Raw genomic sequence first — 25,519 nt, forward strand, 5'->3', positions numbered from 1 at the left:
GTCTACAGGGCGGCCAGGGCCGCTCGGATGTGTGGCACCATGCGCGAGGCCGAGGTGGGCGCGTCGCCGGGGCCCGGGTCGGCGGCCGAGCTCGCCGCCGCGCGCGCGTGGACGAAGGCCGCGGCCGCGGCCGCCTCCCCCGGCGGCAGGCGCGCCGCCAGCAGCGCGCCGATCATGCCGGACAGCACGTCGCCGGAACCGGCGGTGGCCGCCCAGGACTGCCCGGCCGGGCTGAGGTAGACCGGACCGCCCGGATCGGCGACGACCGTGACGTTCCCCTTGAGCAACACCGTGGCGCCGAACGCGTCGGCCAGCTTGCGGCACGCACCCACCCGGTCATCACCGGGGGGGTTACCCGCGAGGCGGGCGAATTCACCCGCGTGCGGGGTCAGCACCGTCGGCGCGCTGCGTTCGGCGACCAGTTCGGGATGGGCCGCCAGGATGGTCAGCCCGTCGGCGTCCACGATCACCGGCAGGTCGGTATCGAGCGCGAACCACAGCGCCGCGGCCCCGGCGTCGTCGGTGCCCAATCCCGGCCCGACGACCCAGGACTGCACCCGCCCGGCCGACGCGGGGGTGGGCGAGGCGATCACCTCGGGCCAGTGCGCGAGCACCTCGCGGTGCGCGCTGCCGGCGTAGCGGACCATCCCGGAGGTCGCCGCGACGGCGGCGCCGGTGCACAGCACGGCCGCACCCGGGTACGTCGACGAGCCGGCCATCACCCCGGTGACACCCTGGGTGTACTTGTCGTCGTGGGGTCCCGGCACCGGCCAGCGCCCCGCCACGTCGGCGGCCTCGAAGCCCAGCACGTCCGTGGCGGGCAGGTCCAGGCCGATGTCGATCAGCCGCACCCGCCCGCACTCGCCGAGCGCGTGCACGGGTTTGAGCCCGCCGAAGGTGACGGTCGCCGCGGCGCGCACGGCGGGGCCGCTGGTGGCCCCGGTGGCCGCGTCGATGCCGCTGGGGATGTCGACGGCAACCACCGGGATCCCCGCGTCATCGACCGCGGCGAACACCTCGGCCGCGGCGGGCCGCAACGCCCCCGAGCCGGAGATGCCCACCACCCCGTCGATGACGAGATCGGTTGCGGGCGAGACGCTTTCGACGATCCTGCCGCCGGCCCTGCGGAACGCCGCCAGCCCCTTGCGGTGGGTGCGCTCGGGGTTGAGCAGGATCGCGTCGGCGGCCGCGCCACGACGGCGCACGAAGGTGGCCGCCCACAGCGCATCACCGCCGTTGTCTCCGGAGCCGACGACCGCGCACACCCGTCGCCCGCTCACCCCGCCGGTGCGGGCCGCCAACTCGCCGATGATCTCGGCGGCCAGCCCGTAGGCCGCGCGCCGCATCAGGGCGCCGTCCGGCAGGCTGGCCAGCAGCGGCGCCTCGGCCTGGCGGATCGCGTCTACGGAGTAGTAATGCCGCATCAGAGCCAGATTACGTGTCGCCGTCGCGGGGGCTTGGCGCCCACCATCTTTCGCCGCGGCCCGCCATCAGCTCGGGGGCACGCTGCGGCGCGCCATGGCCTTGAGTCGCGCGGGACTCAATTGCCGGCTGCGCCGGGACCGGGTGCGGGTCATCGGGTAGAAGCACAGGCCGATGAGGATCGAGGCGAAGTGCCCGATCGCGGTGAAGTCGAGGTCGACGCGGTCCATCGTGATCAGCGGGAAGCCGAAGATGATGAACAGCACCCCGAGATAGCCCCAGCGCCAGGGCCGGGCGATGTGGTAGGCCAGCACGGCCATCACGCCGACGAGGAAATAGCTGACCCCGATGTCGCGGGCGTGCACGAGGCGTTGCGACGCATCGCGTTCCTCGATCGCGAAGTAGAGGATGCCCTCGCTGATGTAGGTGGCCAGGATGTGAGAGCTCAATCCCACACTGAGCCAGCGCAGCTGACCGAGCCAATGCTCGGCCGGCGCGAGAAACAGCGTGAACAGCAGCAGGTAGGGCTCGAAGCTTTTGCCGTCGATCCACAGCAGGCTGGAAAACAGTACGTGGAGTGGATCCTTGCCCAACTCGTGAATGTTGGTGGAGCGGTGCAACAACACCGAGTGCAACTGCCGGCCGGTGAGATGGTTCTGGATGATCGTCGTGACCATCAGCACCAACAGCCAGCCGTAGGTCAGCGGCGCGGTGCTGACGAAATGCCACACCGCCAGCGTCATGCTGCGCACTCGTGCTCGAACCGATGCAGGCGCCACGACATCAACCTTCGCACGCGGGGCGCCGCGCCCCTACGACTTCGGCGGCTAACACGCCGCCACCCCTCAGCTACCCGATGGCGCGGGGACCTCGGCCGGTGGCGCGGCGGCGGGCGCCGGCGGTGTCAAATGTCGCCACCAGCAGCCGATGTAGAGCACCATCGAGGCCACCAGCGCGACCAGGACCCAGATCACGACGGTGATGTCGACCCAGCTGCCGAAGGGTGGTGAGCCGGGCAGGGCGTTTCGCAGCGGAACCACCGCGAACAGCATTGCCGCGTACCAGGTCGTCATCGGTGGCTGGAACGGCCGCCGGTCCCGCGCGGTCTGAACCGCAACGAACACAGCCAGACTGGCGATCGTGATGAGCACGCCGAGGATGACGATGGCGAACGCCGCGGTGCTCAGCGACCGCCGCAGTTGCAGCCGGTAGGGGCCGTCCGCCTGGGGCCTGGTCGCGGTGAGCTGCCACCCCGAGAGGTGGTCGACGAACGTGACGGGCACGTGTGCGGGCGCGCGGTCGGTGTCGGGGCCGTAGAAGATCTCGACTTCGATCAGCCCCGAGCGGTATTGGTCGAACGGCCAGCGTTCGATCTGCCCGGCGATGGTCAGCGGGACCGACATCAGGCCGGGGAGCATGCCCTTGGTCCAGGTGTGCCGGGACGGCATCGCCGAGGATCGGACGCGGAGGCTGAGATCCTCTTTGAGATGGTGGGTTTTCGGATCCAGCAACGCCGATCCCGGATTGAAGGCGAGGTTGACGGCGAGCACGCTGTAGTTCGACTGGATCTCTTCGACGTTGATCGTCGCCGAGGGCTCGTCGGCGCTCACGACCGGGGTTATGCCGTCCAGACGCCGGACGGCATCGCCTTGGGCGTACATCATGATCGACCCGATGTATGCCGCGACGATGAGCACGACGAGGCCCACGACGACGTATCTGATGCCGCCCGATCGCATACTTCCTCCCGCACGGACGCCGTGACCAGCTGGCCGAAATGCTTCCCAGGGCAATGTAATGGATCGGCCGCGGGTCCGTCGCCGATACGCGCGAAGCGGTGCGCGCTGCCTACTCGACGGTGACGGACTTGGCCAGGTTGCGCGGTTTGTCCACGTCGTAGCCGCGCGCCTGGGCCACGGACGCGGCGAACACCTGAAGCGGGATCGTCGACAGCAGGGGCTGCAGAAGCGTTGACACGGAGGGGATTTCGATCAAGTGGTCGGCGTAGGGACGCACGGTGTCGTCGCCTTCCTCGGCGATCACGATGGTGATCGCCCCGCGCGCCTGGATTTCGCGGATGTTGGACAGCAACTTGGCGTGCAGCACCGCGGACCCCTTGGGGGACGGCATGACGACGATGACGGGCAGATCGTCCTCGATCAGCGCGATGGGGCCGTGCTTGAGCTCGCCGGCGGCGAACCCCTCGGCGTGCATGTAGGCCAGTTCCTTGAGTTTGAGCGCACCTTCCAGCGCCACCGGGTAGCCGACGTGGCGGCCCAGAAACAGCACCGTCGGCGACTGGGCGAATTGGTAGGCCAGCGCGGCCACCGGCTTGATCGTCGCGAGGACCCGCGCGACGACGTCCGGCATGGCTTCCAGCTCGTGGTACTCGCGCGCGACCTCGTCGGGGTACTTGGTGCCCCGCGCCTGCGCCAGCGCCAGGCCGACCAGATAGTTGGCGGTGATCTGCGCCAGGAACGTCTTCGTCGACGCCACCCCGATCTCCGGGCCGGCGCGGGTGTAGAGCACCGCGTCGCACTCGCGCGGGATCTGCGAGCCGTTGGTGTTGCAGATCGCCAGCACCTTGGCCTTCTGCTCCTTGGCGTGCCGCACAGCCTCGAGCGTGTCGGCGGTCTCGCCGGACTGCGAGATGGCGACCACCAGGGTGCTGCGGTCCAAAACCGGGTCCCGGTAACGGAATTCGCTGGCCAGCTCCACCTCGACCGGCAGCCGCGTCCAGTGCTCGATCGCGTACTTCGCCAACAGCCCGGAGTGGTACGCGGTGCCGCAGGCCACCACGAACACCTTGTCGATCTCGCGCAGTTCCTGATCGGAGAGCCGCTGCTCGTCGAGCACGATCCGGCCGTCGACGAAATGGCCCAGCAGGGTGTCGGCGACGGCGGCGGGTTGCTCGGCGATCTCCTTGAGCATGAAGTACTCGTAGCCACCTTTCTCGGCGGCGGCCAGATCCCAATCGATATGGAACTCGCGGTATTCGACATCGTCGTTGCCGTCGAAGTCGGTGATCCGGTAGCCGTCCGCGGTGATCACCACGGCCTGGTCCTGGCCGAGTTCGACGGCGTTGCGGGTGTGCGGGATGAAGGCCGCGACGTCGGAGCCGACGAACATCTCGCCGTCGCCGATGCCGAGCACCAGCGGGGTGGAGCGGCGGGCGGCGACGATGGTGCCGGGGTCGTCGGCGTTGGCGAACACCAGCGTGAAGTGGCCGTCGAGGCGGCGCAGCACCGCGAGGACCGACGCGGGGAAATCGCCGGCGGTCTCGCCGTGGCGGTAGGCCTGCGCCACCAGGTGCACCGCGACCTCGGTGTCGGTGTCGCTGGCGAACTCCACGCCCTGGGCCTCGAGCTCGTGGCGCAGGTTCGCGTAGTTCTCGATGATGCCGTTGTGGACCACCGCGATCTTGCCGGCGGCGTCGCGGTGCGGGTGGGCGTTGCGGTCGGTGGGGCGCCCGTGGGTGGCCCACCGGGTGTGGCCCAGGCCGGTGGTGCCGGTCAGCGAGTGCCGCGGCATCTGGGCGACCGCCTCTTCCAGGTTGGCCAGCCGGCCGGCGCGGCGGCTCACCGTCAGGGTGCCGTCGCCGTTCGCCAGCGCGATGCCCGACGAGTCGTACCCGCGGTACTCCATCCGCCGCAGCGCGGCCATGACGACGTCACAGGCGGGCTGCTGCCCGACATAGCCGACAATTCCGCACATTCTGACCAGGGTAGTGCAGGCGGCACACCGGGCCCGCAATCCGGCGCTATGGTTAGGCCGCCCACCTGCGCCGAAGGCGTGCCCGGGCACCGCGACTGGGACGGCCTCAGGTGGACGTCCTGGACCAATCCGCCCAGTCCCCAGCCATTCATGTCACCGTCATAACCGGCGGGAGTTCTTTCATCTGATGTGCGCGCGACGTTTTCGTTCACGTCATCGCGGCCGCGCTTAACGCCTCTAGCATTCCAAATTGTCAGCAAAGATCGTCACCGACCAAAGGACGAGCTGCGTGAGGCTGCCCAGAGTTTCTGGCTACCTCGATTCCCGTTTTCGCCGACACATGAATTCAGCCGTCGATGGTTGTTCACCGGGAATTGTGCAGCGGGTCGCATTGAAATGCGTAACTTGCTCCGACCGACAACCGTGCGCCATGAGGAGGCAATCATGACCGCAGTTCGGTACGACGAAGTGGTGCCCGCCCCCTCGGCGCCGGCCCCCGGGCACGCCGCCCGGCCACGCCGGCACCCGTCCGCGGGCTCCGGAAACGCCTTGATGGACTTGACCACCCACGTGCTCACCGCCACGCTGCACCAGCTCTACGCGGCGCTGTGGCGGGCGGGGGTCATCGAGGTCACGGCCTAGTCATCTGCGCCGGCGCGCGATTGCGATGCGCTAACGTCGACGCGTGGCCCGCATCCGCAAGCTCGTCGCCGCTCTGCACCGCCGTGGTCCGCACCGGGTTTTGCGGGGTGACCTGGCCTTTGCCGGTCTGCCGGGTGTGGTGTACACCCCGGAGGAGGGCCTGAATCTGCCCGGCGTGGCGTTCGGCCACGAGTGGCTGGCCGGCGCCGCCCGCTACTCGAATCTGCTCGAGCATCTGGCGTCGTGGGGGATCGTGGCCGGCGCTCCCGACACCCAGCGGGGTGTGGCCCCCTCGGTGCTGAACTTCGCCTTCGATCTGGGCACCGCCCTGGACATCGTGTCGGGTGTGCGCCTCGGGCCGGGCAAGATCAGCGTGCATCCCGCCAAGCTGGGCGTGGTCGGTCATGGTTTCGGCGGCTCGGCCGCGGTATTCGCCGCCGCGGGAATGCCCGCCAAGCTCGCGGCGGTGGCGGCGATTTTCCCCAGCGTCACCAGCCCGCCGGCCCAGCAGCCCGCCGCGACGCTCAAGGTGCCGGGAGTGATCTTCACCGCGCCGGGCGACCGGACGACGTTGAACTCCAACGCGCTGGCGCTTGCCGAGGCGTGGAAGCCGGCGACGCTGCGCATCGTCAGCAAGGCCGAGCCCGGCGGGCTGGTGGAGGGTCGGCGGCTGGCCACGGTGCTCGGCCTGCCCGGCCCGCACCGGCGTACCCAGCGGTCGGTTCGGGCGCTGCTGACCGGTTACCTGCTCTACACGCTCGGCGGCGACAAGAAGTATCGCGATTTCGCCGACCCGGACGTGCACCTGCCCGGGACGGACGCCATCGATCCCGAGGCCGAGGCGATTCCCCTGGAAGAAAAGATCGTCGCCCTGCTGAAGTGAGGGGGAGTTGATGTCGAGCGCGCACGCGCTGTACGCCCGCTGGATCACCGAACTCTGGAACGGACGGCCGGTCGCGGCCGAGCTGGTCACCGACGACTTCGTCGGTCACTGGCCCGGCCGGGAGGTACAGGGACCGGACGCTCTCGCGCAGATCATCGAGCAGACACGAAACATGTTCTCGGACTTGAGCTTCGGCATCGAGGTCGGCCCGCTGACCGAGGGTGATCTGGTGGCCGGGCGCTGGGTGGGCACCGGCCACGGCCCGGACGGCCCGGTCTCGTTCACCGGTAACGACATCCTGCGCCTGGCCGCCGACGGCCGGCGCTTCGCCGAGTACTGGACGGGCACTTCCGCGGGCTGAGCGCCCCGTCCCGCACGGGCGCGTGGTAAGTGTCATGGATGCGAATCGGGATCGCTCTCAACTATTCGGGCGGCTTTCACGAAGCCGTGGACCGCGTCGTCGAACTCGAAAAGTCCGGCATCGAGGTCGCGGTGGTGGCCGAGGCGTATTCGTTCGACGCCATCAGCCAGCTGGGATACCTGGCCGCCAAGACCAACACGGTCGAACTGGCGTCCGGGGTGCTTCCCCTCTACATCCGCACGCCGTCGCTGCTGGCGATGACGGCCGCGGGCCTGGATTTCGTGTCCGACGGGCGATTCCGCCTCGGCATCGGCACCTCCGGACCGCAAGTGATCGAGGGCTTTCACGGGGTCCCGTTCGACGCCCCGCTCGGGCGCACCCGCGAGATCGTGGAGATCTGCCGCAAGGTGTGGCGCCGCGAGCGCGTGCAGTACGCCGGCAAGCACTACCAGCTGCCGCTGCCCGCCGACCGCGGAACGGGTCTGGGCAAGCCGCTGCAGCTCATCAATCACCCTGTGCGCGAACGCATTCCGATCAGCATCGCCGCGCTGGGTCCCAAGAATGTCGAGCTCACCGCGGAGATCGCCGAGGGTTGGCAGCCGGTCTTCTATCTTCCGGACAAGGCCGCGTCGATCTGGGGTGAGCCGCTGGCCGCCGGCGCCGCCAAACGCGATCCCGCGCTGGGTCCGCTCGACGTCATGGTGCACGCGTCGCTGGCCATCCGGGACAACGTCGACGAGCGGCTGGCCTGGGTCAAGCCGCAGCTCGGGCTCTACATCGGCGGGATGGGCGCCAAAGGCCGCAATTTCTACCACAATCTGGCGACGCGTTACGGGTACGGCGAGGTCGCCGACCGGATCCAGGAGCTGTATCTGTCCGGCCGCAAGCAGGAGGCCATCGACGCCGTGCCCGACGAGCTGGTGCGGGGCATGTCGCTGATCGGGCCGCGCGGGTATGTGGCCGAACGGATGGCCGCCTTCGCCGAGGCCGGCGTGACCACGCTGTTGTTGAGCCCGCAGGCCACCGACCGCGACGAGTCCATGCGTTTCGTCGAGGAAGCCCTGCAACTGCAGCCCTGAGCGGTCACTGCCCCGCCTGCGGAAGCTGGTCCGCGGCAATCTCGCACGGCGTCGACCCCTCCCCCGCGGCGGGTGCGGGTTCGGCGGCCGGCGCTGCCGCGGGAGCCGGCGGCTCGGCCGGCGCCGGATCCGCCGGCGGCGGGGTCTCGACCGGTTGGGCTTGCTGTTCGGGCTCCGTGGGATCGGGCTGACCCGCCTCCCCGTCGACAGGTTCGGCTGGACCGCTCCCCTCGGCGGTGTCGCCGGCGTCCTCGGCGTCGCCGGCGTCCTCTGCGCCCTTCGCGTCAGTCGGATCCTCGGCGTGAAAAGGGTTCTCGTCGAACGCGTTTCCGTCCGCCGAATCGCCGAGCGCGGCCGCGCCATCCGACCCGTCGCCCGCCGACCCGAGCAGATCGCCCATCGCGTCGACGATCCTGGCGGCGAGCCCAAGAAGACCGCCGCCACCCCCACCGAGCCCACCACTGCCGAGGCCGTCGCCGAGCCCACCGCCGCCGAGCCCGCCCAGATCGCCCAAGCTTTCGGCGGGCCACCCCGACGCGTCACCGAGGCCGCTACCCCAGCCCGCGACCGGCGCCGGCGGGGCCGGCAGGGGGGCGACCGGCGCCGGCGCCGCGGCCGCCACCGTCGCCGCGGGGTCGTCCACCCGCGGTGCGGACGCGGCGGCCACCGGCGGGGCGAGCTGCACCGGAACGACGCCCGCCCCGAGATCACCGGGAAACTCGAACCGCGCCGCCGGGGCGGCCGCGGCCCTGTCGATCACCATGGCGTAGGACGTCTGGACCCCGTCCGACGTGGACCGCATCGCGGCCAGCCAGTCGTTACGAATGTCGTTGTCCACGTAGGGAATCACCTGATGCCGCACCACATCCTCGGCGCCCCGCCGGTCCCCGGCCGTGACCGCGGCGGCGGCGGCCAACCAGGCCGGCCGCTGCGCCTGCGCGCGGTCGTCGACGGCGATGGCCGTCGCGACTTTCGAATCGACCAGGTGCCACAGGTTGTCGCGCAGCGACTCGCATCGCTGGGCCGCCGCGCGCAGTTCGCCGACGACCCCGTCCGCGCTGTCGCAATGCCGTTGCAACAGCTGCACCGCGGCGTCGCCGCCCGCGCCCTGCCACGCCGCGGCCAGCTCGGCCACCTGGGCGCGCTGCATGCGCAGCGCCTCGGCGGCCACCACGCCGGCGGCCCGCAGCTCCGCGCAGTCACGGTCGAGCGCGCGCAGGTCGAGTCCGTCCTCGCTCGCATACCATTCCCGGATCTGCGCGGGATGCGCTGTCAGGTCAAGATGTTGGTAGCCGAGCGCGTGGGACGCCTGCACGTAGGTCTGGGTGTGCTCGACGGCAACCCGGCCCTCGGCGAGGCGCGCGTCCACGTCCAACCGGTCGGCCACGAGCTACGCGATCCGCGCCGCGGCATACAGTTCGGCGTCGGCGTAGCGCTGCGCGCTGGACCGCAGGGCGGCGGCGATCTCGCTGGACGCGCGCGACCACTGCGTCACCTGCTGCGTCAGGCGCCCCAACTCGATGCGAAGCGCGTCGCCGCGCGCGGCGTGCGCCCGCCCGGCGCAGGCCCCGCCGAAGGCCAGCCTGGCCAGGTGATCGCTGACCGCGCGGTCGAGAAATTCCGCGGCCATGGCGAATTGGTTAGCGACCCGGTGCGTGGCCGACGCGTCGATCTGGGCGCGGGCGGCGGCGACAGGCCGTGTTCCCCCAACGAATTTCATGCCTAATCCGACGCCGGTAGGCGGGTCGGGGTTCCCGGCGCTGCGGGATCAGTGCGCGGCGCTGACCGCTTCGGCGACCCGGGTGGCGATCCGCGCAGCGATCTCCTTTTCGGGAGCCTCCACCATCACGCGGATCATGGGCTCAGTTCCCGACGGGCGCAACAGGATTCGACCGGTGTCGCCCAGCTCGGCCTCGGCTTGCCCGACCGCGGACTGCACCGACGGCGCGGCGGCGGCCGTGGCCTTGTCGGCCACCGTGACGTTGATCAACACCTGCGGCAGCGTCTGCATGGCCGAGGCCAAATGCGCCAGCGACGAGCCGGTCTGCGCCATCCGGTTCATCAGCCGCAGCCCGGTGACGATGCCGTCGCCGGTCGAGCCCAGCGCGGGCATCACGATGTGCCCGGACTGCTCGCCACCCAGGCTGTAGTCGCCGGCCCGCAGTTCCTCCACGACGTAGCGATCGCCGACGCCGGTGGTGCGCACCGTGATTCCGGCCGAACGCATGGCCAGATGCAACCCCAGGTTGCTCATCACGGTGGTCACCAGCGTCCGCGAGGACAGTTCGCCGGCCTCGTGCATGGCCAGCGCGAGCACCACCATGATGTGGTCGCCGTCGACGAGGTTGCCGTCGGCGTCGATGGCCAGGCACCGGTCGGCGTCCCCGTCGTGCGCCAGGCCCAGGTCGGCGCGGTGCGCGACGACCGCCGCGCGCAGCGAATCCAGGTGCGTGGAGCCGCAGTTGTCGTTGATGTTGAGCCCGTTGGGCTCGGCGTTGATCGCGATCACCCTCGCGCCGGCCGCGCGGTACGCGCGCGGGCCCACCGCCGAGGCCGCGCCGTGGGCGCAGTCCACCACCACGGTCAACCCGTCGAGGCGCAGCGTGCTGGCCTTGCTCAGGTGACGCAGGTAGCGGTCGGCCGCGTCCTCGGCGTCGACGACCCGCCCGATGCCGGTTCCGACCGGGCGCGGCCCCGGATCCCCGACGAGGGCTTCGATCTGGTCCTCGGTGCCGTCGTCTAGCTTGCGGCCGCCGGGCCCGAAGATCTTGATGCCGTTGTCGGGCATCGGGTTGTGGGAGGCGGAGATCATCACCCCGAAATCGGCGTCGTAGGCGCCGGTCAGGTAGGCCACCGCGGGGGTGGGCAGCACCCCCACCCGCAGCGCGTCGACGCCCTGGCTGGTCAGCCCGGCGATCACCGCGGCCTCCAGCATCTCGCCGCTGGCCCGCGGATCGCGGCCGATCACCGCGACGCGGCGGCCCGGCGCCGACGCGCTCGCCAGACGCCGTGCCGCCGCGGAACCCAGCGCCAGCGCCAGCTCGGCGGTCAACTCGCGGTTGGCGACCCCACGGACACCGTCGGTGCCGAATAGTCGACCCATGCGAACAAACCTCTCACAGTTGTCGGGCTAGCACCTAACGTGCCCGTTCCTTTGTGGCCGAAACCAGGCGCGGGTGGGCGCAGACACGCCGCAACCGGCCACAACTTGTGCACCGCGATGCCAAGTTGTGGCCGGAAAGCGACGGCTGATCAGCGCTTGCTGTACTGAGGCGCCTTGCGGGCCTTCTTCAGGCCGTACTTCTTGCGCTCGGTGGCGCGCGGGTCACGGGTGAGGAACCCGGCCTTCTTCAGCGCGGGACGGTCGTCCGGCGAGGCCACGATGAGCGCCCGCGCGATGCCCAGGCGCAGCGCGCCGGCCTGCCCCGAGGGGCCGCCGCCGTGCAGGTGGGCGTAGACGTCGAAGCTCTCCACCCGGTCCACGGTGACCAGCGGGGCCTTGATGAGCTGCTGGTGCACCTTGTTGGGGAAGTAGCCCTCCAGGGTGCGGCCGTTCAGGTTGAACTGGCCGGTGCCGGGCACCAGGCGCACCCGCACCACGGCCTCCTTGCGGCGGCCGACGGTCTGGATGGGCCGTTCGAACACGTAGGGCTCGGCGGGCGCGGCGACGTCGGCGGGCTCCGAGGCCTCGACCGGGGCTTCGGTCACCTCGGCGGCGGCCACTGTTTCCTCTGCGGTCTCTGGGTTGTCCGGGTTCTCTGGGTTCTGAAGGCCCTCGGTCGTTTCGGTCACTGGGCCACCTGCTTGATCTCGTACGGAACGGGCTGCTGTGCGACGTGGGGGTGCGTCGGGCCGGCGTAGACGTGCAGCTTGCGCGCGATCTGCCGGGCGAGCTTGTTCTTGGGCAGCATGCCGACGATCGCGTCCTCCACGACGCGGTCGGGGTGCTTTGCCATCAGCTCGCGGATTGTGCGGCTGCTCAGACCGCCGGGGTACCCCGAGTGGCGGTACGCCAGCTTCTTGTCCAGCTTCTGGCCGCTGAAGGCGACCTTGTCGGCGTTGATGACGATGACGAAGTCACCGCCGTCGACGTTGGGGGTGAACGTCGGCTTGTGCTTGCCGCGCAGCAGGTTGGCTGCCGCGACGGCAAGGCGGCCAAGCACCACGTCCGTGGCGTCGATGACGTGCCACGACCTCGTGGTGTCACCCGCCTTTGGCGTGTACGTAGGCACAGCGCTTACCACTCTTTCTCTGCGAGCCTCTGTTCCGAGGCTGTGGATCCCGGTGTGACCGGGTGCCGGTCAGGCGTCCGCGGTATGGGCTTGGTCTCGGCGACCGACGTTGACCCGAGGCCCTGGCGTACCGCACGCCAACGGAGCAGCTTACCGACCGCCATCCCCGCAGGTCAAAATGACTGTGTGGCCCCGACGGCTCTCCCCCGTCAGGACCACACAGTCTCACGCGCGGCCAGACCGCGCGGTGTCTCGTCGGCCGCTACCGCGCCCACACCCCGGCGGCGCGGCGGTCGGCGTTGGCCACCTCGTCCGCGCCGTCGCGGACCGCGTTTCCGAGCGCGGCCAGCATCTCGTTGAGCGCGGTCGCCGACTGGTGCCATTTCAGCTGCTCGGCCTGGTAGGCGGCGGCCGCTTCGCTGGTCCAGAGCTGCTGCAAGGGCGCGATGTGTGCTCTCAGCTCGTCGAGCGCGGCATTGAAGCGGGCCGATGTCGAGTGAATTTCCTGGCGCACCGAGTATTCGATTTCACCGAAGTTGTAGGACAACACCGAATCCACGGGATCTTTCCTCCTCACAGGTTTCCGCCGGCGGCGGCGATGCGGTCGGCGTGGCTTTGGCCGGCCTCCTGCAGGGTGGCCGCGTTCTGCCGAATGGTGTCGGCGATGGTGTGTAGGGCGTGGTAGAGCCGCACCGACTCGGCGTTCCAGCGATCGATCACGTCTTTGAAGCGCGTGGCCGCCGGCCCGCCCCACGCCGACGGCGGCACGCCGCTCATCCGGCCGATGAACGCCTGCAACATTGCCCTGATTTCCTCGTTGCGCGCGTCGGTGGTGCCCGCCACCGACCGCATCAGGTCGACGTCGGCGCTCAGTGGGTTTGGTGCAGCCATACCTATTACGACCGTGACGGGGGTCGTTCGGTTCCACGAATTGTCATCCGATCGCGTGGGCGGATCTGACCGCCTGCTCGCACGCATCGCGGACCCCGCCCTCGTCGCCGGGTCTGCTCTGGCATCCGACGCTGATCCGCAGGGGGCCGTCGAGCAGCACCGTCCAGCGCACCTCATGACCCGGGCGCACCTCGCGGTAGGTCACCGCCGACCGGCCCGCGCTGGTACCGGACGGGTTGAAGTCGACGAACAGCCCGGCGGGCTCGACGTCGATCGCGCGTTTCAACCGTTCGGCGGTGCCGCTGAGCGTCTCGCCGGCCACCGGCGACTGGGTGATGTGCAGCGCGACCTCGGGATCGGCCGGAGACGTGACCTGGACCCGCGCCGAGCCCGGCCCGGTGACCACCCGTCGCGCCGGCCATGTCGCCGGGACCGACAGCGCCACCCGGCCTTCCACCAAAAACGTCGTGGGCGTGGCCTCTACTCGCGTCGGGGGCACTACGCCACGCCGGTCCGGCGCCATCGCAGCCGGCGCCGCCGCGGCGACGACGATGGCGGCGGCCCCCAGTGTGCCCAGGGCCCGCACCCGCGACGGGCGGGCGGTGGGACGCGCCCCCGACGGCAGCGGGCGCACCGGGAAGGACGCCCGCGCAAGCCGGGTGAAGCGAATATGGTTGATTTCCAGCACACTTGGTGCCGACGGCCCGCTCCCGCGTAGCCCGTGGATGATCGACGCCGCCAGCGGCGACGCCCCGGCGACCGTGCTCGGCGTGTCGATCACCACCGCCGCGGGGGCCGCGCCGGCGATGACATCCGCGACGGCTTCGGCGACGGATTGCGGATCGGCGTTGCGCGGTACGGCGGTGATCTCGCTCGCGGTGACCGCCACCAGCCGCTCGGCGATTTCCACCGCCACCGTCGGTTCCGCGCGAGACGCCCGCGTCAGCAGCCATGATCGCGGGCGCGTCCGCACCGCGCCGGCCACCCTCGCGGCGGCCGCGGTCACCACGCCCACGCGCGAGGAGGACCACCAGGACGGGTGCACGACGACCATGCCGTCGGCGGTTCCGCAGGTTGCCGCCCGCAGCGCGGCCTCCCACAACGCGTCGACGGTTACCGGCCGCTCCCCCACCAGCGCGACGCGGTCGTCTATCGCGTCCAGGGCGGACCGGATGACGTCGGCCGTCTCGCCCTCGTCGATCGGTCCTGTGCCACAACATAACCGGCGGATAGTGCCCGGCCCGGCCTCGATGATCGGACGGTGTTCGCTCACGGCGGGCTCCAAGCCACCTGGACGAGGTCTTCGTCGCCGGTACGGTTGGTCAGCAAGCCGCGGCCCGGCGGCAATTGCGCCGGCCGAGCGCGGCCGAACGGCGCGCCCTCGCTGGGAGATCCGCTCATCATCAGCGACATGCAACCGAGGTCACGCAGACCCGCGAGCACCGGCTCGAACATCGCGCGCTCCGCCCCGGCGCCGCGCCGGGCGACGACGAGGTGCAATCCCAAATCTTGTGCGTAGGGCAGGAATTCGGCGATCGGTCCCAGCGGATTTTCCGTCGGCGTGGCGACCAGGTCGTAGTCGTCGACCACGACGTAGATCTGCGGCCCGGACCACCACGAGCGGCTGCGCAACTCGGCCTGGCTCGCGTCGGGCGGCGGCATTCGTGCGCTCAGCAGGGCGAGCACGTCGGGCAGCAGCGCGGCCAACGCGGCCGGCGACATCGCATACCCGCGGAGATGCTCCGACTCGACAACGCCGAGCAGCGTGCGCCGGAAGTCGACGATCAACAGCTGTGCTTGCGCGGCGGTCTTCGTCCGGACCAGCTCACGGCACAAGGTACGCAGCGTCGCCGTCTTCCCGCACGCGCTGTCGCCGAGGATCACCAGATGCGGCTGACCGTCGAAATCTATTGCCGCCGGGCGCAGTTCGCGCTCTCGCAGGCCGAGCAGCACTTGGGCGCGAAGCTCGGCTCCCGACCCGCGCACCAAGGTCTCGCGGTCCACGTGATCGGGCAAGAGCGGTATCGGCGGCGCAACCGAGTGACCGGCGAGCACCTCGGCTACGGGCCTTGCGACCACCATGTGCAGGCCGTCCCGGGACAGCCCCCGTCCCGGGCTGTCGTGCGGGACGTGCGCGGCGGCCTTGCGGTCCAGTTCGGAGTCGGCGGGATCGCCGAGCCGCAACTCGACGCGGGTGCCGAGCTGATCCCGCAGCGACGGCCTGACGTCGGCCCAGCGCGACGCCGACAACACCACGTGCACACCGAACGAAAGCCCATGGGTCGCAAGGGCGGTGATCGAGGCCTCCAGCGCCTCGAATTCCTGGCGCACGGTTGCCCAGCCGTCGATGACGAGGAAGACGTCGCCGAACGGATCATCGTTGGCGACGCCGGCTGCGGCCCGCCGGCGATAGTCGGCGATCGAGCCGATCGCGTGCTCACCGAATATGGCTTCACGCCGCCGCACGACCGACTCGCATTCGGCGACGATCCGCCCGACGAGTCGGGACTCGGCCCTGCCGGCGACCGCACCGACGTGCGGCAACGACCGCACCGACGACAGCGTCCCGCCACCGAAATCCAAGCAGTAGAACTGCACCTGGCTCGCGTCGTGCGTGGCCGCCAGGGCGGTGATGAGTGTGCGCAGCGCCGTCGACTTGCCGGATTGGGGCCCCCCGACGATCGCCGCGTTGCCGGCGGCCCCGGACAGGTCGATCATCAGTGGCGTTCGGCGCTGTTCGAAGGGGCGGTCGACAAGGCCGATGGGGACGGCGGTCAGGCCGGCCGGCGTGGGCTCCGCGCTGTGCAGCAGGGTGTGCAGCTGCGGCGCCGGCCCCAGCGGGGGCAGCCAAACCCGGTGCGCGGGCGGCCCCTGGCCGCGCAGCCGGTCCAGGACCGCATGGTAGATGGCCGGCGGGGAAGTCATGTTCGCCCGGTGGGTGCGACGGACCGCGCCGGTGACGCGGGTCGTGAACGCCTGGGTCGAGCGCGCCGCGGCGGGGGCCTTATCCGGGGAAGCGTCCGTCCGCAGCGGTCCCGAAACCGAGGCGGCCTGGAAGCGAATCGGTTCGCCGCCGCCGATCCGCAGGAAGCCGGCGCCGGGCGCGGCGGGCAGCTCGTACGCATCGAGATTGCCCAGCACCGTGCGGGATTCGGCGGCGGACAGGGTCTTCAGGCACAGGCGGTACGACAGGTGGGCCTCGAGCCCGCGTAGCCGTCCCTCGTCGAGGCGCTGGCTGGCCAGCAGCAGGTGCATGCCCAGGGATCGGCCGAGACGACCGATCGCCACGAAAGTGTCGGCGAAATCTGGTTGCTGGCTGAGCAATTCGGAGAACTCGTCGACGATTACGAACAGCGTCGGCAGGGCCGGCAGCGGCTCAGGCGGGTCGCCGCTGCGGCGCGCGCCTTCGTAGGCCTCGACGCTGACGCAGCCCGCCGTGCGCAGCAGCTGCTGGCGACGATTCATCTCGCCGGCCAGCGCGTCGCGCATGCGGCTCACCAGCGGCGCGTCGTCGGCCAGGTTGGTGATCACGGCGGCCACGTGTGGCGCTCGCGCATAGTCGAGAAAGGTTGCCCCGCCCTTGAAGTCGATGAGCAACAGGTTGAGCGTCAGCGGGGAGTTACGGACCATCATGCCCAGCGCGATGGTCCGCAACAGCTCCGATTTTCCCGACCCGGTTGCACCGATGCAGAGCCCATGCGGGCCCATCCCGCCCTCGGCCGGCTCTTTGATGTCCAGCTCGAGCGGTGCGCCCTGCATGGTGGTGCCGATGGGGACGCGCAGGCGGTCGCGGCGCGCCTGGCCGCGCCATAGCGTCGCCGGGTCGAAACGATGCACGTCGCGCAGACCGACCAATCCGGGCCAACCGGGATCACCGCCCCCCGCTCTCCCCCGATGACCGGCCAGCCGGAGGGCGCACACCAGCGCGTCGACGGGCTCCATCCGGTCGGGGCAAGAAACCGGCGCGGCCTCGCCGGAGCGCCGGATCGTCAGCGGCGCACCGTCATTGCCGCCGCCGATCGCGATGGTGGTGGCGCCGCCGAGCGCGGTGGGACCCTCGTCCAGCTCGGCGACCACCACCACCCGGGTCGCCGCAACGCCCGCGAGCGCGCCCTGCACCTGCGCGGCATCCGAATAGACCATCCGCACCGGACCGGCCGCGTCGGAATCGCCGGGATGTTGGTTGTGCGGCAACCATTTCAGCCATTCCCAGTGGGCGCGATGCGGCTCGCTGACCGCGGCGGCGATCCGCACCTGATCGGGCGCATGCTGCACGGCGAGCTGGCAGATCATCGCGCGTAGCAAGCCACGCGCGGCCCTCGCGTCGCCGTCGATCGTCACCAGCGATCCGTCCCGCAGGTCGATCGGTACCGGCGCAACGACTGTCGAATATGCGTGGAGGAACCGGCGCAACGCCGTGTCGGTGACCGGATCGCGAAGCTCCTCGGCGGCGAGCTCCGGCGCCACCAAACGACGGGCGAGCGGCTGAGGTCCCGTGCCCAGCCGCACGACGCAGAAGTCCGCGTCGCCCGGTCCGCGCTGCCACATCCGAGCGCCGCCGATCAACGTCCACAGTGTGTCGGGATGGGGATGACGCCGAATGGCGCACGCGCGCTGCGCCATAGCGACCTCGGATACGGATTGACTGAGCCGACTCAGGTAGTCGAGATACCGTCCGCGGTCGGCATCGATGCCATCGCCGCGCCGGTGGGCCCGGCCGGTCAGCCCGGACGCCAGGGCCGAGACCAGCATCATCAGCGGGAAGGCCAGGAACACGGGGGTGCGGGCCATGGCGGTCCCCGACGCGAACGCGGCGGCCATGATGCCGATGCTCACCACGGAGATCGCCACCGGCAGCAGGCGGGGCAGTAGGCCGGGCCCCGCCGGTGGCGGCAGGTCCGGTGGCGCCTCGACCACGATTGGCGCCTGTTGTGCCTCGGGCACCAACATCTCGGTCATCGCATCGCCTCCAGTTCGACGACGGTAGGGAGCACCGAAAACGGCGACAAGTCACCTGTGGACAGCCGGATGCCGGGACGTCGAAACCCGGCTATGTTCGCCAGGATCCGACCGAAGGGACCGCCGTTGGCTGCATCCGATACCGGGCTGTGCCGGGTCCGCGTTCATTGGGGCACCGCCGTCGCCGATCTGGTGCTGCCCGCCGGAGTGCCTGTCGCGGTGTTGATTCCGTCGCTCATCGACGCCCTCGGGGTCCGTCCCGCCGACCAGGAGGCGGTGCGCTACCAGGTGTCGATCCCCGGCGCGTCCGCGCTGAACCCGTCGACGACGTTGGCGCAGAACCGCATCGGCGACGGCGCGGTCTTGGTGCTGAGCACACCCTCCGTGCCGTTACCCGCGCCGCGTTACGTCGACATCGCGCGGGAGGTGGCGGCCACGCTGGAGGGGCCCGCTCGGTTGCGTGGCGGTGCCGCAACCCGGCGGGTCACCCGGCTCTGCGGAGCGACTGCGGCCGTCGTCCTGACGGCGGTTGGCGGGCTGGCTTTGGTCCGAAACACCTTCAGCGACAGCCACCCTCGAGACGAAGGGATGACGGGCGCCGCTTTGGGATCGGCCGCCCTCGTCGCGCTCGGGCTTGCCGCGGTCGCGCACCGGGCCTACCGAGACCCGATCGCCGGGCTGGCGCTGAGCGTGATCGCCACCGTCTTCGCGGCGGTGGCCGGGTTTGTGATGGTGCCCGGTGGCCCAAGCGTTTCCAACGTGTTGCTGGCCGCGGCGGCGGCGGCCGTCACCGCCGTGCTGGCGATGCGGCTGTCGGGCTGCGGCGTCGTCGCGTTGACGGCGGCGGCGTGCTTCGCGGCAGCCGTCGCCGCGGCGGCGCTGGTGGGCGCGATCACCGCCGCGCCTGTGCATGTCGTCGCGTCGGCATCCGCGGTCCTGTCGCTCGGTCTGCTCGGGGCGGCGCCGCGCATGTCCATTGCGCTGGCGGGGTTGTCGCCCCGACTTGCGACGACGGACTTCGCTGACCCCGAACCGATTGACTCGCGGGTGCCCGCGCAAGCGATCCGCGCCGACCGGTGGTTGGTGAGCCTGCGCGCGGGGCTGTCGTCGTCAGCCGGCGTCGGCGCCGCTCTCACCGTGCTCGCCGGCGCACCGCGGCTGTCCTGCATGGCGTTCGGGACCGTCACCGCCGCCCTGTTCCTGCTGCGCTGCAGGTCCGGCGCAGGCGCCGGGCTGCTGAGCTTTGCCACCGGCGGAACCCTCATCGCGGCAACGACCTTCGGCGTCACGGTACTGCGAATGCAGATGCCCGGACCGCTTCTCGCGGCGGCGACGGCGCTGGCCGCCGCCGCGATGTACCTCGGGTTAGCCGCGACATCCTCCTCGCCCGTCGCGCTCCGATGTGTCGAAGTGCTGGAGTGGCTGGCGTGGTCGGCACTGGTCCCGCTGGCCTGCTGGATCAGCGGACTCTACGGCGCGGTCCGGGGATTGAATCTCACGTGAGGAACTCGCACGTTGGGCGCGTGCTCGCGGTGTCGGCGCTGACGATGTTCGCCGCGTTCGGAACGCCATCGGCGCAGGCGGTTTCGCCACCCGGCATCGACGACAAGTGGCTGCCCGAGCCCGCCTTGCCCGCGCCGACGCGGCCGACCGTGCAGCGCGAGGTCTGCGCGGCGCTGACGCTCGACTCGAGGCCGGGCCGTAACCAGCCGCCGGGGGCGTTCGATCTCTCGGAGGTGTGGCGCCTCACCCGCGGCGCAGGGCAACGGATCGCGGTCATCGACACCGGGGTCTCGCGGCACCGCCGGCTGCCCGACGTGGTGCCCGGGGGTGACTACGTGTCGACCGGCGACGGCACACAGGACTGCGACGCGCACGGCACGCTGGTCGCGGGAATCATCGCGGCCGCACCGGATTCCAAGTCGGACGGCTTCAGCGGGATCGCTCCGGAAGCCACGTTGATCAGCATTAGGCAGTCCAGCGCGAAGTTCTCACCCGCCACCGACCGGTCCCGCTCCGGGGTGGGTGACGTCGACACCATGGCGAAAGCCGTTCGGACCGCAGCGGATCTGGGCGCGTCGGTGATCAACATTTCCTCGGTGGCGTGCGTTCCGGTGGCCGCCGCGCTCGACGACCGTGCGCTGGGCGCCGCGCTGGCCTACGCCGTCGACGTCAAGAATGCCGTCGTGGTTGCGGCGGCGGGGAATACCGGCGGCGCCGCGCAGTGCCCGCCGCAGCGACCGGACGCCACCTGGCAAACCATCACGGTCGCGGTCAGTCCCGCGTGGTACGACGACTACGTGCTGACCGTCGGTTCGGTGAACGCCGAAGGGGCGCCCTCGGGTTTCAGCCTTGCCGGGCCTTGGGTCGATGTCGCCGCGCCCGGCGAGGCCGTGGCCTCCCTCGCGCCGGATCCGGTGTCGGGCACGAGTTATGCCGCCCCGGTGGTGAGCGGTCTGGCCGCGCTCATCCGGGCCCGCTTCCCGGCGCTGACCGCGCGGCAGGTGATGCAGCGCATCGAGTCGACCGCGCATCATCCGCCCGCGGGGTGGGATCCGCTCGTCGGCAACGGCACCATCGATCCGCTCGCCGCGGTCAGCACCGGGATGGGCCCGACCGCCACCACTCCCAAGCCGCCGCCTGCCGCGGCGCCGGCCGCCGTGTCGCCGCCGACGACCCGATCGCGCGATACCCGCGCCCGGGACACCGCGGTGCGCGGCGCCGCGGTTTGCCTCGTCGCGCTGACGGTCGCGCTCGCCGCCGGAGGGGTCAGAAGCCGGTTACGGGGAGGCCGCGACCGCGTCCCGGGCGATTGACGCGCCGCGTCTGCTCAGCTCCGGTCCCGCCGGCAAGCGCGTGAGGATCCGCCAGGGCGCCGGGGTCGGCTCGGAGAGGCCGAGATCGTGCGCGGCGTCGTCGTCGGGGATGGCGAATCGCACCCCGGTGTCGACGATCAGGTAGCGGGTGCCGGCTTTGTCGCCCGCCCGCACATAGGCGCTGCGGCCGGTCGGCACGTACGCGGCATCCAGCGCGGGGCCCCGGCCGTCCGCCTGCGCCAGGGTCACCGCCGCCTGACCGGGCGGCACCGGCAGCCGGCTTCCCGCCAGCAAAGCCACCCCCGCTCGCCCGCCCGCCCAGCTGGCGCATAACATGCCGGCGGCCTCCGGCAGCGTCGGCGCCCGGTCGGGGAAACCGGCCACGGGCAGCTCGGCGACGACGGGCGCGGCCCGGATCGCCGCGGGCGCAACGGTGACGGGACTGACCGTGCCCTGGGAGCCGCTAAAGCGCATCAGGTCGGCGGCGACCTGGCCGATCCGCTGCACGCCGTCGGCCAGCACCGCGTAATACTCGTCACCGTCGGCGCGTGTGACGCGAAGCACACTGCCGACGTGAAACCCCGGCAGTTCGGGCGCGGCGCTCCCGAGGCCGCGGATGCGGGGAGCCGAGATCGGTGGCGCCTCGGGCATGGCGTTCAGCAACGCTTGCGAGATGAGCCGCGGCGCGCGGCCCTCGAGGCGGAGCGCCCGCACGACCGCGGCATCTTCCAGGTCCACAATGGCCCGGTGCCCGTCGTAGAGCAGATAGGCCGGCGAACCCGAGGAGACGGCGGCCAGGATGGCCTGTCCGGGGGGCATGCGGGTGACCGCGTTGTCGGCGAGGGGGCCGACGATGACCGTCGTGCTACTGGCGCCATCGCTGTCGCACATCGAGAAGGCCACGTCCTGTGTGGGCAGGGGCCTGCCGACGAATTGCGGTGCACCCGGGATGCCCAGCAGCGGGCCGCGTTTGGCGCGCTCCAGGTCGGCCTCGCGGATCGGCTGCGGATCGGCGGCCGTCCCCGCGATGAGCCGCGCGGAGGCCAGGTTCGGCACCGGATGCCAGACATCGCCCACTCGAACGAACAGCGCACCCGAGTCCCGGGACATCACGATCTGCGCCCGATCCAGCGCGACGTGCGGGCTCAGCAAACCCAGCAGCGCACAGCCCGCCAGCGCGAGGACCGTGACCACGCAGCCGGCTGCCAGCGATGCCGACGGCATCCGCGCCCGTGGACCGGTCGGGTATATCGCCTCGCCCAGCAACGCGCATTCGGTGCGGCGCACGAGGTACCGGTGAGCGCTGACGCGCAGCCACGTGGTCGGCTGACGCGGCACTGATCCCCCCACCCTGCGAAATCCGTCTGGGCCCACGGTAGGCCGCCGAACGGCCCCGCCGGAGCGCTTATCCACAGGTCGCAGGAGTTTCGCCCCGGCCGAAATTGGGTAAAATTGCCCGGTGAAAACTCACCGTGCAGCTCGCCTCGTCGGCCTGGGCGCGTCCGCCCTGGTGACCGCCGCCGGCCTCCTCGCCGCACCGGCCGCGACGCCGGTCGCCTCCGCCGATGACTGCCCGGACGTCGAGGTCATCTTCGCCCGCGGCACCAACGAGCCGCCCGGCCTGGGCCGGGTCGGCGACGCCTTCGTGGACTCGCTGCGCCAGCAGACGGGCGGGCTGAACATCCTGCCCTACGGCGTGAACTACGCCGCCAGCAAGCTGCAGCTGCACGGCGGTGACGGCGCCAACGACACCATCGACCGCGTGAAGAAGAGCGTAGAGAAGTGCCCGAGCACCAAGATCGTGCTGGGCGGCTACTCGCAGGGCGCCTCGGTGATGGACATCGTGGCCGGCGTGCCCATCGGCGGCATCAACTGGGGCAACTCGCTGCCGCCGCAGTACGCCGACAACATCGCGGCCGTCGCCACCTTCGGCGACGTGGCCGACCGCGCCGGCGGCACGCTGCCCAGCCAGAGCAAGCTGCTGGGCTCCAAGGCCATCGACCTGTGCAACCCCAACGACCCGATCTGCCACGCCGGCCCCGGCAACGAGTGGAGTGGGCACACCGAGGGCTACGTCCCCGTCTACACCACCCAGGCCGCGGCGTTCGTCGCGTCCAAGCTCGTCGGCGCCGGCCAGTCGGTGCCCGGGTACGGCCCGTCCTTCCCCGGCGCCGGCCCGCAGGTCCCGGGCCAGCCCGGGTACGGCCAGCAGACGCCGGTGTACGGGCAGACCCCGCCCGGGTCGGGCCCCTCGATCCACGGCGGCACCGGCACCGCCCCGGCACCCGCGCCGCTCGCGCCCGGGCCGGCCACGTCCGTACCGCAAGCACCTCTCGTCTAAATCGTTACCGGCGGGTTATCAACGCGCGCTTAACATCTCTGTGTGAGGCTTATCCCTTTAGGGCTGGGCGTCGGATTGCTCGCGGGGGCAGCGTTATTGGTTGCCCCGCAATTGGTTCCCCGTGCATCGGCGTCCTGCCCCGGCGTCGAAGTGGTGTTTGCCCGGGGAACGGATGAGGCGCCCGGTGTCGGGAAGGTGGGCGGGGCGTTCGTCAACTCGTTGCGGGAGCAGACCCGCAAAAGCGTTGGCGCATATGGCGTGAACTATCCCGCCGACAAGGACTTCCTGGCCGCCGCGGACGGCGCCAACGACGCGAGCAGCCACATCCAGCGCATGGCGGTGAACTGCCCCAACACCAAGCTGGTGCTGGGCGGCTACTCGCAGGGGGCCGCCGTCATCGACATCGTCACGGCCGCACCGGTGTCCGGCTTCGGGTTTCGCAGGCCGTTGCCGCCGGCGGCCGCCGATCACGTCGCCGCCGTCGCTCTCTTCGGGAATCCGTCCGGCCGGGCGGGAAACCTGATGAGCGCGCTGAGCCCGAATTTCGAGGGCAAGACCATCGACCTGTGCAACCCGGGTGACCCGATCTGTTCGGGCGGCCTGCGGTGGGCGTCGCATTTGAGCTACGTGCCCGGATTGACCAACAAGGCCGCGAGTTTCGCCGCGGCGAGGGTCTAGCGCGAGCGCACGTCCCTGGTGATGAGGTTGCGCGCGGTCAGCTGGTCGTCGGGCGGGTAGTCGACGCCGACCAGTGTCAGCCCGTGCGCCGGGGCGGTCGCGTAGTCGCTGGATCGGGCTGTGGCGGACAGCAGTTCGCGGCACCAGGACACGGGACGGCGGTGTTCGCCGACGGCCAGCAGCGCCCCGACCAGGGAGCGCACCATCGACCAGCAGAACGCGTCGGCGCTGACCCGCGCGGTGATCAGGTCACCCCCGCGCGTCCACTCCAGCCGCTGCAGGTCGCGGATGGTGGTGGCGTTCTCGCGGTGACGGCAGAACGCGGCGAAGTCGTGCAATCCCAACAGATCCCGCGAGGCGGTGGCCATGGCCTCGACGTCCAGGGGGCGCGGCCAGGCGGTGACGTAGCGGGCCTGCTGCGGATCCACCCCCCACGGCGCCGTCGACAACCGGTACACGTAGTGACGCCGCAACGCCGAGAACCGGGCGTCGAAACCAGCAGGGGCGCGGACGATGTCGACGACCCGGACGTCGGCGGGCAGGAACCGGCCCAGCCGGCGCAGCAACGGCAGAAACTCCGCCTCACCGACGTGCGGCGCACGCGAGTACGCGTTCGGCAGGGCCGCCGCGGGCACGTCGACATGGGCCACCTGCCCGGTGGCGTGGACTCCGGCATCGGTGCGCCCCGCCGCCCGCAGCCGCACGGGCGTGCGGAAGATGGTCGTCAGCGCCTCGTCGAGAACCCCGGCCACGGTACGCTGGCCGGTCTGAGTGGCCCAGCCTGCGAAACCTGTTCCGTCGTAGGCGATATCGAGCCGCAGACGGACGTCCTCGCTAACTCTCGTCAGCCTCGTCGTTCGCCTTCTCGGCGGCCTCGGCTTCGGCCCGCGCGGCCACGGCCTTGTCGGCCTTGTCTTCGGCCTCGGCTTGGGCCTTGGTCGGCTCGTCTGAGGCCTCGGAGGCCTCGGTCTCCCCGGCCTCGGCGGTGGCTTCCTCGGCCGTCGGCCCGACGGCTTCCTCAGGCTCGACGGCGGCCTGAGGCGCCGCCGCTGCCGCGACAGGAGCGTCAGACTTCTTGGACGCCTTCACCCGGCGGGCCCGATCGGCCTCGGAGGTGACCGTCTTCTCCCGCACCAACTCGATCACGGCCATGGGCGCGTTGTCGCCCTTGCGCGGCTCGACGTTGATGATCCGGGTGTAGCCGCCGTTGCGGTCGGCGAAGAACGGCCCGATCTCCTCGAACAGGGTGTGCACGACGTCCTTGTCGCGGATCTTCTTCAGCACCTCTCGACGGTTGTGCAGCGCACCCTTTTTCGCGTGGGTGATCAGCTTTTCCGCATACGGCCGCAGCGCACGCGCCTTGGGCTCGGTCGTCTTGATACGGCCGTGCTCGAACAGCGACGTCGCCAGGTTGGCCAGAAGGGCCTTCTGGTGCGATGACGACCCGCCGAGGCGAGGGCCCTTGGTGGGCTTGGGCATTGCGACTTCTCCTAATTGGGGC

General features: G+C 71.0%; 24 protein-coding genes. 8 read left to right on the forward strand and 16 right to left on the reverse strand.

Going from position 1 to position 25,519, the window contains the following annotated elements; genetic code table 11:
* Positions 1-2 precede the first annotated feature (2 nt).
* The 4 genes from W7S_RS21205 to glmS all read right to left on the reverse strand — a co-directional run bounded on the left by W7S_RS21205 (position 3) and on the right by glmS (position 5,136).
* Positions 3-1,424 carry an NAD(P)H-hydrate dehydratase gene (locus W7S_RS21205; RefSeq protein WP_014712325.1) on the reverse strand — a complete coding sequence of 474 codons (1,422 nt, stop codon included), beginning with the start codon at positions 1,422-1,424 and terminating at the stop codon, positions 3-5.
* Positions 1,425-1,490: 66 nt separating this feature from the next.
* Positions 1,491-2,201 carry a rhomboid-like protein gene (locus W7S_RS21210; RefSeq protein WP_085976457.1) on the reverse strand — a complete coding sequence of 237 codons (711 nt, stop codon included), beginning with the start codon at positions 2,199-2,201 and terminating at the stop codon, positions 1,491-1,493.
* A gap of 66 nt (positions 2,202-2,267) precedes the next feature.
* Entirely contained in the window at positions 2,268-3,161 is an 894-nt protein-coding gene (locus tag W7S_RS21215) for a DUF4436 domain-containing protein (RefSeq protein ID WP_014712327.1), read from the reverse strand.
* A 109-nt stretch (positions 3,162-3,270) separates the two neighbouring features.
* Positions 3,271-5,136 (reverse strand): glutamine--fructose-6-phosphate transaminase (isomerizing), encoded by a 1,866-nt coding sequence (gene glmS / locus W7S_RS21220; protein ID WP_009952459.1) that lies wholly within the window; start codon positions 5,134-5,136, stop codon positions 3,271-3,273.
* A 444-nt stretch (positions 5,137-5,580) separates the two neighbouring features.
* Here glmS and W7S_RS21225 point away from each other — a divergent pair, with 444 nt between their 5' ends.
* Genes W7S_RS21225 through W7S_RS21240 form a run of 4 tightly spaced genes read left to right on the forward strand, consistent with a single transcriptional unit; the run spans position 5,581 to position 8,101 of the window.
* Complete coding sequence (locus tag W7S_RS21225) at positions 5,581-5,778, forward strand: Rv1535 family protein (RefSeq protein WP_008260212.1); 198 nt, start codon at positions 5,581-5,583, stop codon at positions 5,776-5,778.
* Positions 5,779-5,821: 43 nt separating this feature from the next.
* Positions 5,822-6,661, forward strand: coding sequence for a dienelactone hydrolase family protein (locus tag W7S_RS21230; protein ID WP_008260214.1), 840 nt, complete (start codon positions 5,822-5,824; stop codon positions 6,659-6,661).
* A gap of 10 nt (positions 6,662-6,671) precedes the next feature.
* Positions 6,672-7,022, forward strand: coding sequence for an ester cyclase (locus W7S_RS21235; protein WP_014385763.1), 351 nt, complete (start codon positions 6,672-6,674; stop codon positions 7,020-7,022).
* Between the two features lie 38 nt (positions 7,023-7,060).
* On the forward strand, positions 7,061-8,101 hold the full coding sequence (locus tag W7S_RS21240) for an LLM class F420-dependent oxidoreductase (RefSeq protein ID WP_014712328.1): 1,041 nt from the start codon (positions 7,061-7,063) through the stop codon (positions 8,099-8,101).
* Positions 8,102-8,105: 4 nt separating this feature from the next.
* On the opposite strand, the gene W7S_RS21245 is transcribed toward W7S_RS21240, so the two are convergent.
* From W7S_RS21245 to eccCb, 9 genes are all read right to left on the reverse strand, one after another.
* On the reverse strand, positions 8,106-9,488 hold the full coding sequence (locus W7S_RS21245; RefSeq protein ID WP_014712329.1) for a hypothetical protein: 1,383 nt from the start codon (positions 9,486-9,488) through the stop codon (positions 8,106-8,108).
* A gap of 3 nt (positions 9,489-9,491) precedes the next feature.
* Positions 9,492-9,821: a hypothetical protein gene (locus W7S_RS21250; RefSeq protein WP_014712330.1), complete on the reverse strand. Its 330-nt coding sequence runs from the start codon at positions 9,819-9,821 to the stop codon at positions 9,492-9,494.
* A gap of 48 nt (positions 9,822-9,869) precedes the next feature.
* Positions 9,870-11,204: a phosphoglucosamine mutase gene (gene glmM, locus W7S_RS21255; protein WP_009955889.1), complete on the reverse strand. Its 1,335-nt coding sequence runs from the start codon at positions 11,202-11,204 to the stop codon at positions 9,870-9,872.
* Between the two features lie 149 nt (positions 11,205-11,353).
* Positions 11,354-11,809: a 30S ribosomal protein S9 gene (gene rpsI, locus W7S_RS21260; RefSeq protein WP_026071202.1), complete on the reverse strand. Its 456-nt coding sequence runs from the start codon at positions 11,807-11,809 to the stop codon at positions 11,354-11,356.
* Between the two features lie 80 nt (positions 11,810-11,889).
* Complete coding sequence (rplM, locus tag W7S_RS21265; RefSeq protein ID WP_008260230.1) at positions 11,890-12,333, reverse strand: 50S ribosomal protein L13; 444 nt, start codon at positions 12,331-12,333, stop codon at positions 11,890-11,892.
* Between the two features lie 262 nt (positions 12,334-12,595).
* Positions 12,596-12,892 carry a WXG100 family type VII secretion target gene (locus W7S_RS21270; protein WP_008260232.1) on the reverse strand — a complete coding sequence of 99 codons (297 nt, stop codon included), beginning with the start codon at positions 12,890-12,892 and terminating at the stop codon, positions 12,596-12,598.
* Positions 12,893-12,906: 14 nt separating this feature from the next.
* On the reverse strand, positions 12,907-13,224 hold the full coding sequence (locus tag W7S_RS21275) for a WXG100 family type VII secretion target (protein WP_014383255.1): 318 nt from the start codon (positions 13,222-13,224) through the stop codon (positions 12,907-12,909).
* Positions 13,225-13,267: 43 nt separating this feature from the next.
* Positions 13,268-14,497, reverse strand: a complete 1,230-nt coding sequence (locus W7S_RS21280; RefSeq protein ID WP_014385768.1) for a type VII secretion-associated protein — start codon at positions 14,495-14,497, stop codon at positions 13,268-13,270.
* Positions 14,494-18,183 carry a type VII secretion protein EccCb gene (gene eccCb, locus W7S_RS21285; RefSeq protein ID WP_014712333.1) on the reverse strand — a complete coding sequence of 1,230 codons (3,690 nt, stop codon included), beginning with the start codon at positions 18,181-18,183 and terminating at the stop codon, positions 14,494-14,496. The genes W7S_RS21280 and eccCb overlap by 4 nt, the downstream gene beginning before the upstream one ends.
* A 93-nt stretch (positions 18,184-18,276) precedes the next feature.
* Here eccCb and eccD point away from each other — a divergent pair, with 93 nt between their 5' ends.
* Both eccD and mycP read left to right on the forward strand, forming a co-directional pair.
* Complete coding sequence (eccD, locus tag W7S_RS21290) at positions 18,277-19,686, forward strand: type VII secretion integral membrane protein EccD (RefSeq protein ID WP_014712334.1); 1,410 nt, start codon at positions 18,277-18,279, stop codon at positions 19,684-19,686.
* Positions 19,683-20,999 (forward strand): type VII secretion-associated serine protease mycosin, encoded by a 1,317-nt coding sequence (gene mycP / locus W7S_RS21295; RefSeq protein ID WP_014712335.1) that lies wholly within the window; start codon positions 19,683-19,685, stop codon positions 20,997-20,999. Before eccD ends, mycP begins: the two co-directional genes overlap by 4 nt.
* On the opposite strand, the gene eccB is transcribed toward mycP, so the two are convergent.
* Complete coding sequence (gene eccB, locus W7S_RS21300) at positions 20,964-22,337, reverse strand: type VII secretion protein EccB (RefSeq protein ID WP_014712336.1); 1,374 nt, start codon at positions 22,335-22,337, stop codon at positions 20,964-20,966. The two genes, mycP and eccB, sit on opposite strands and share 36 nt — an antisense overlap.
* A gap of 121 nt (positions 22,338-22,458) precedes the next feature.
* Here eccB and W7S_RS21305 point away from each other — a divergent pair, with 121 nt between their 5' ends.
* Both W7S_RS21305 and W7S_RS21310 read left to right on the forward strand, forming a co-directional pair.
* Positions 22,459-23,340: a cutinase family protein gene (locus W7S_RS21305; RefSeq protein ID WP_036429488.1), complete on the forward strand. Its 882-nt coding sequence runs from the start codon at positions 22,459-22,461 to the stop codon at positions 23,338-23,340.
* A 42-nt stretch (positions 23,341-23,382) separates the two neighbouring features.
* Positions 23,383-24,018, forward strand: a complete 636-nt coding sequence (locus tag W7S_RS21310) for a cutinase family protein (protein ID WP_026071200.1) — start codon at positions 23,383-23,385, stop codon at positions 24,016-24,018.
* Here the strand turns inward: W7S_RS21310 and truA are convergent.
* Both truA and rplQ read right to left on the reverse strand, forming a co-directional pair.
* Positions 24,015-24,866: a tRNA pseudouridine(38-40) synthase TruA gene (gene truA, locus W7S_RS21315; RefSeq protein WP_081490132.1), complete on the reverse strand. Its 852-nt coding sequence runs from the start codon at positions 24,864-24,866 to the stop codon at positions 24,015-24,017. The genes W7S_RS21310 and truA overlap by 4 nt on opposite strands.
* Positions 24,853-25,497, reverse strand: coding sequence for a 50S ribosomal protein L17 (gene rplQ, locus W7S_RS21320; RefSeq protein ID WP_014712338.1), 645 nt, complete (start codon positions 25,495-25,497; stop codon positions 24,853-24,855). The genes truA and rplQ overlap by 14 nt, the downstream gene beginning before the upstream one ends.
* Positions 25,498-25,519: the final 22 nt, after the last annotated feature.

The organism is Mycobacterium sp. MOTT36Y (assembly GCF_000262165.1).
Classification (GTDB): Bacteria; Actinomycetota; Actinomycetes; order Mycobacteriales; family Mycobacteriaceae; genus Mycobacterium; species Mycobacterium intracellulare.

Coding starts and splice junctions, on each gene's coding strand:
- W7S_RS21205 (WP_014712325.1), bottom strand. CDS start 1,424: ATGCGGCATTACTACTCCGTAGACGCGATCCGCCAGGCCGAGGCGCCG.
- W7S_RS21215 (WP_014712327.1), bottom strand. CDS start 3,161: ATGCGATCGGGCGGCATCAGATACGTCGTCGTGGGCCTCGTCGTGCTC.
- glmS (WP_009952459.1), bottom strand. CDS start 5,136: ATGTGCGGAATTGTCGGCTATGTCGGGCAGCAGCCCGCCTGTGACGTC.
- W7S_RS21225 (WP_008260212.1), top strand. CDS start 5,581: ATGACCGCAGTTCGGTACGACGAAGTGGTGCCCGCCCCCTCGGCGCCG.
- W7S_RS21235 (WP_014385763.1), top strand. CDS start 6,672: ATGTCGAGCGCGCACGCGCTGTACGCCCGCTGGATCACCGAACTCTGG.
- W7S_RS21240 (WP_014712328.1), top strand. CDS start 7,061: ATGCGAATCGGGATCGCTCTCAACTATTCGGGCGGCTTTCACGAAGCC.
- W7S_RS21250 (WP_014712330.1), bottom strand. CDS start 9,821: ATGAAATTCGTTGGGGGAACACGGCCTGTCGCCGCCGCCCGCGCCCAG.
- glmM (WP_009955889.1), bottom strand. CDS start 11,204: ATGGGTCGACTATTCGGCACCGACGGTGTCCGTGGGGTCGCCAACCGC.
- W7S_RS21275 (WP_014383255.1), bottom strand. CDS start 13,224: ATGGCTGCACCAAACCCACTGAGCGCCGACGTCGACCTGATGCGGTCG.
- eccCb (WP_014712333.1), bottom strand. CDS start 18,183: ATGACCGAGATGTTGGTGCCCGAGGCACAACAGGCGCCAATCGTGGTC.
- eccD (WP_014712334.1), top strand. CDS start 18,277: ATGTTCGCCAGGATCCGACCGAAGGGACCGCCGTTGGCTGCATCCGAT.
- rplQ (WP_014712338.1), bottom strand. CDS start 25,497: ATGCCCAAGCCCACCAAGGGCCCTCGCCTCGGCGGGTCGTCATCGCAC.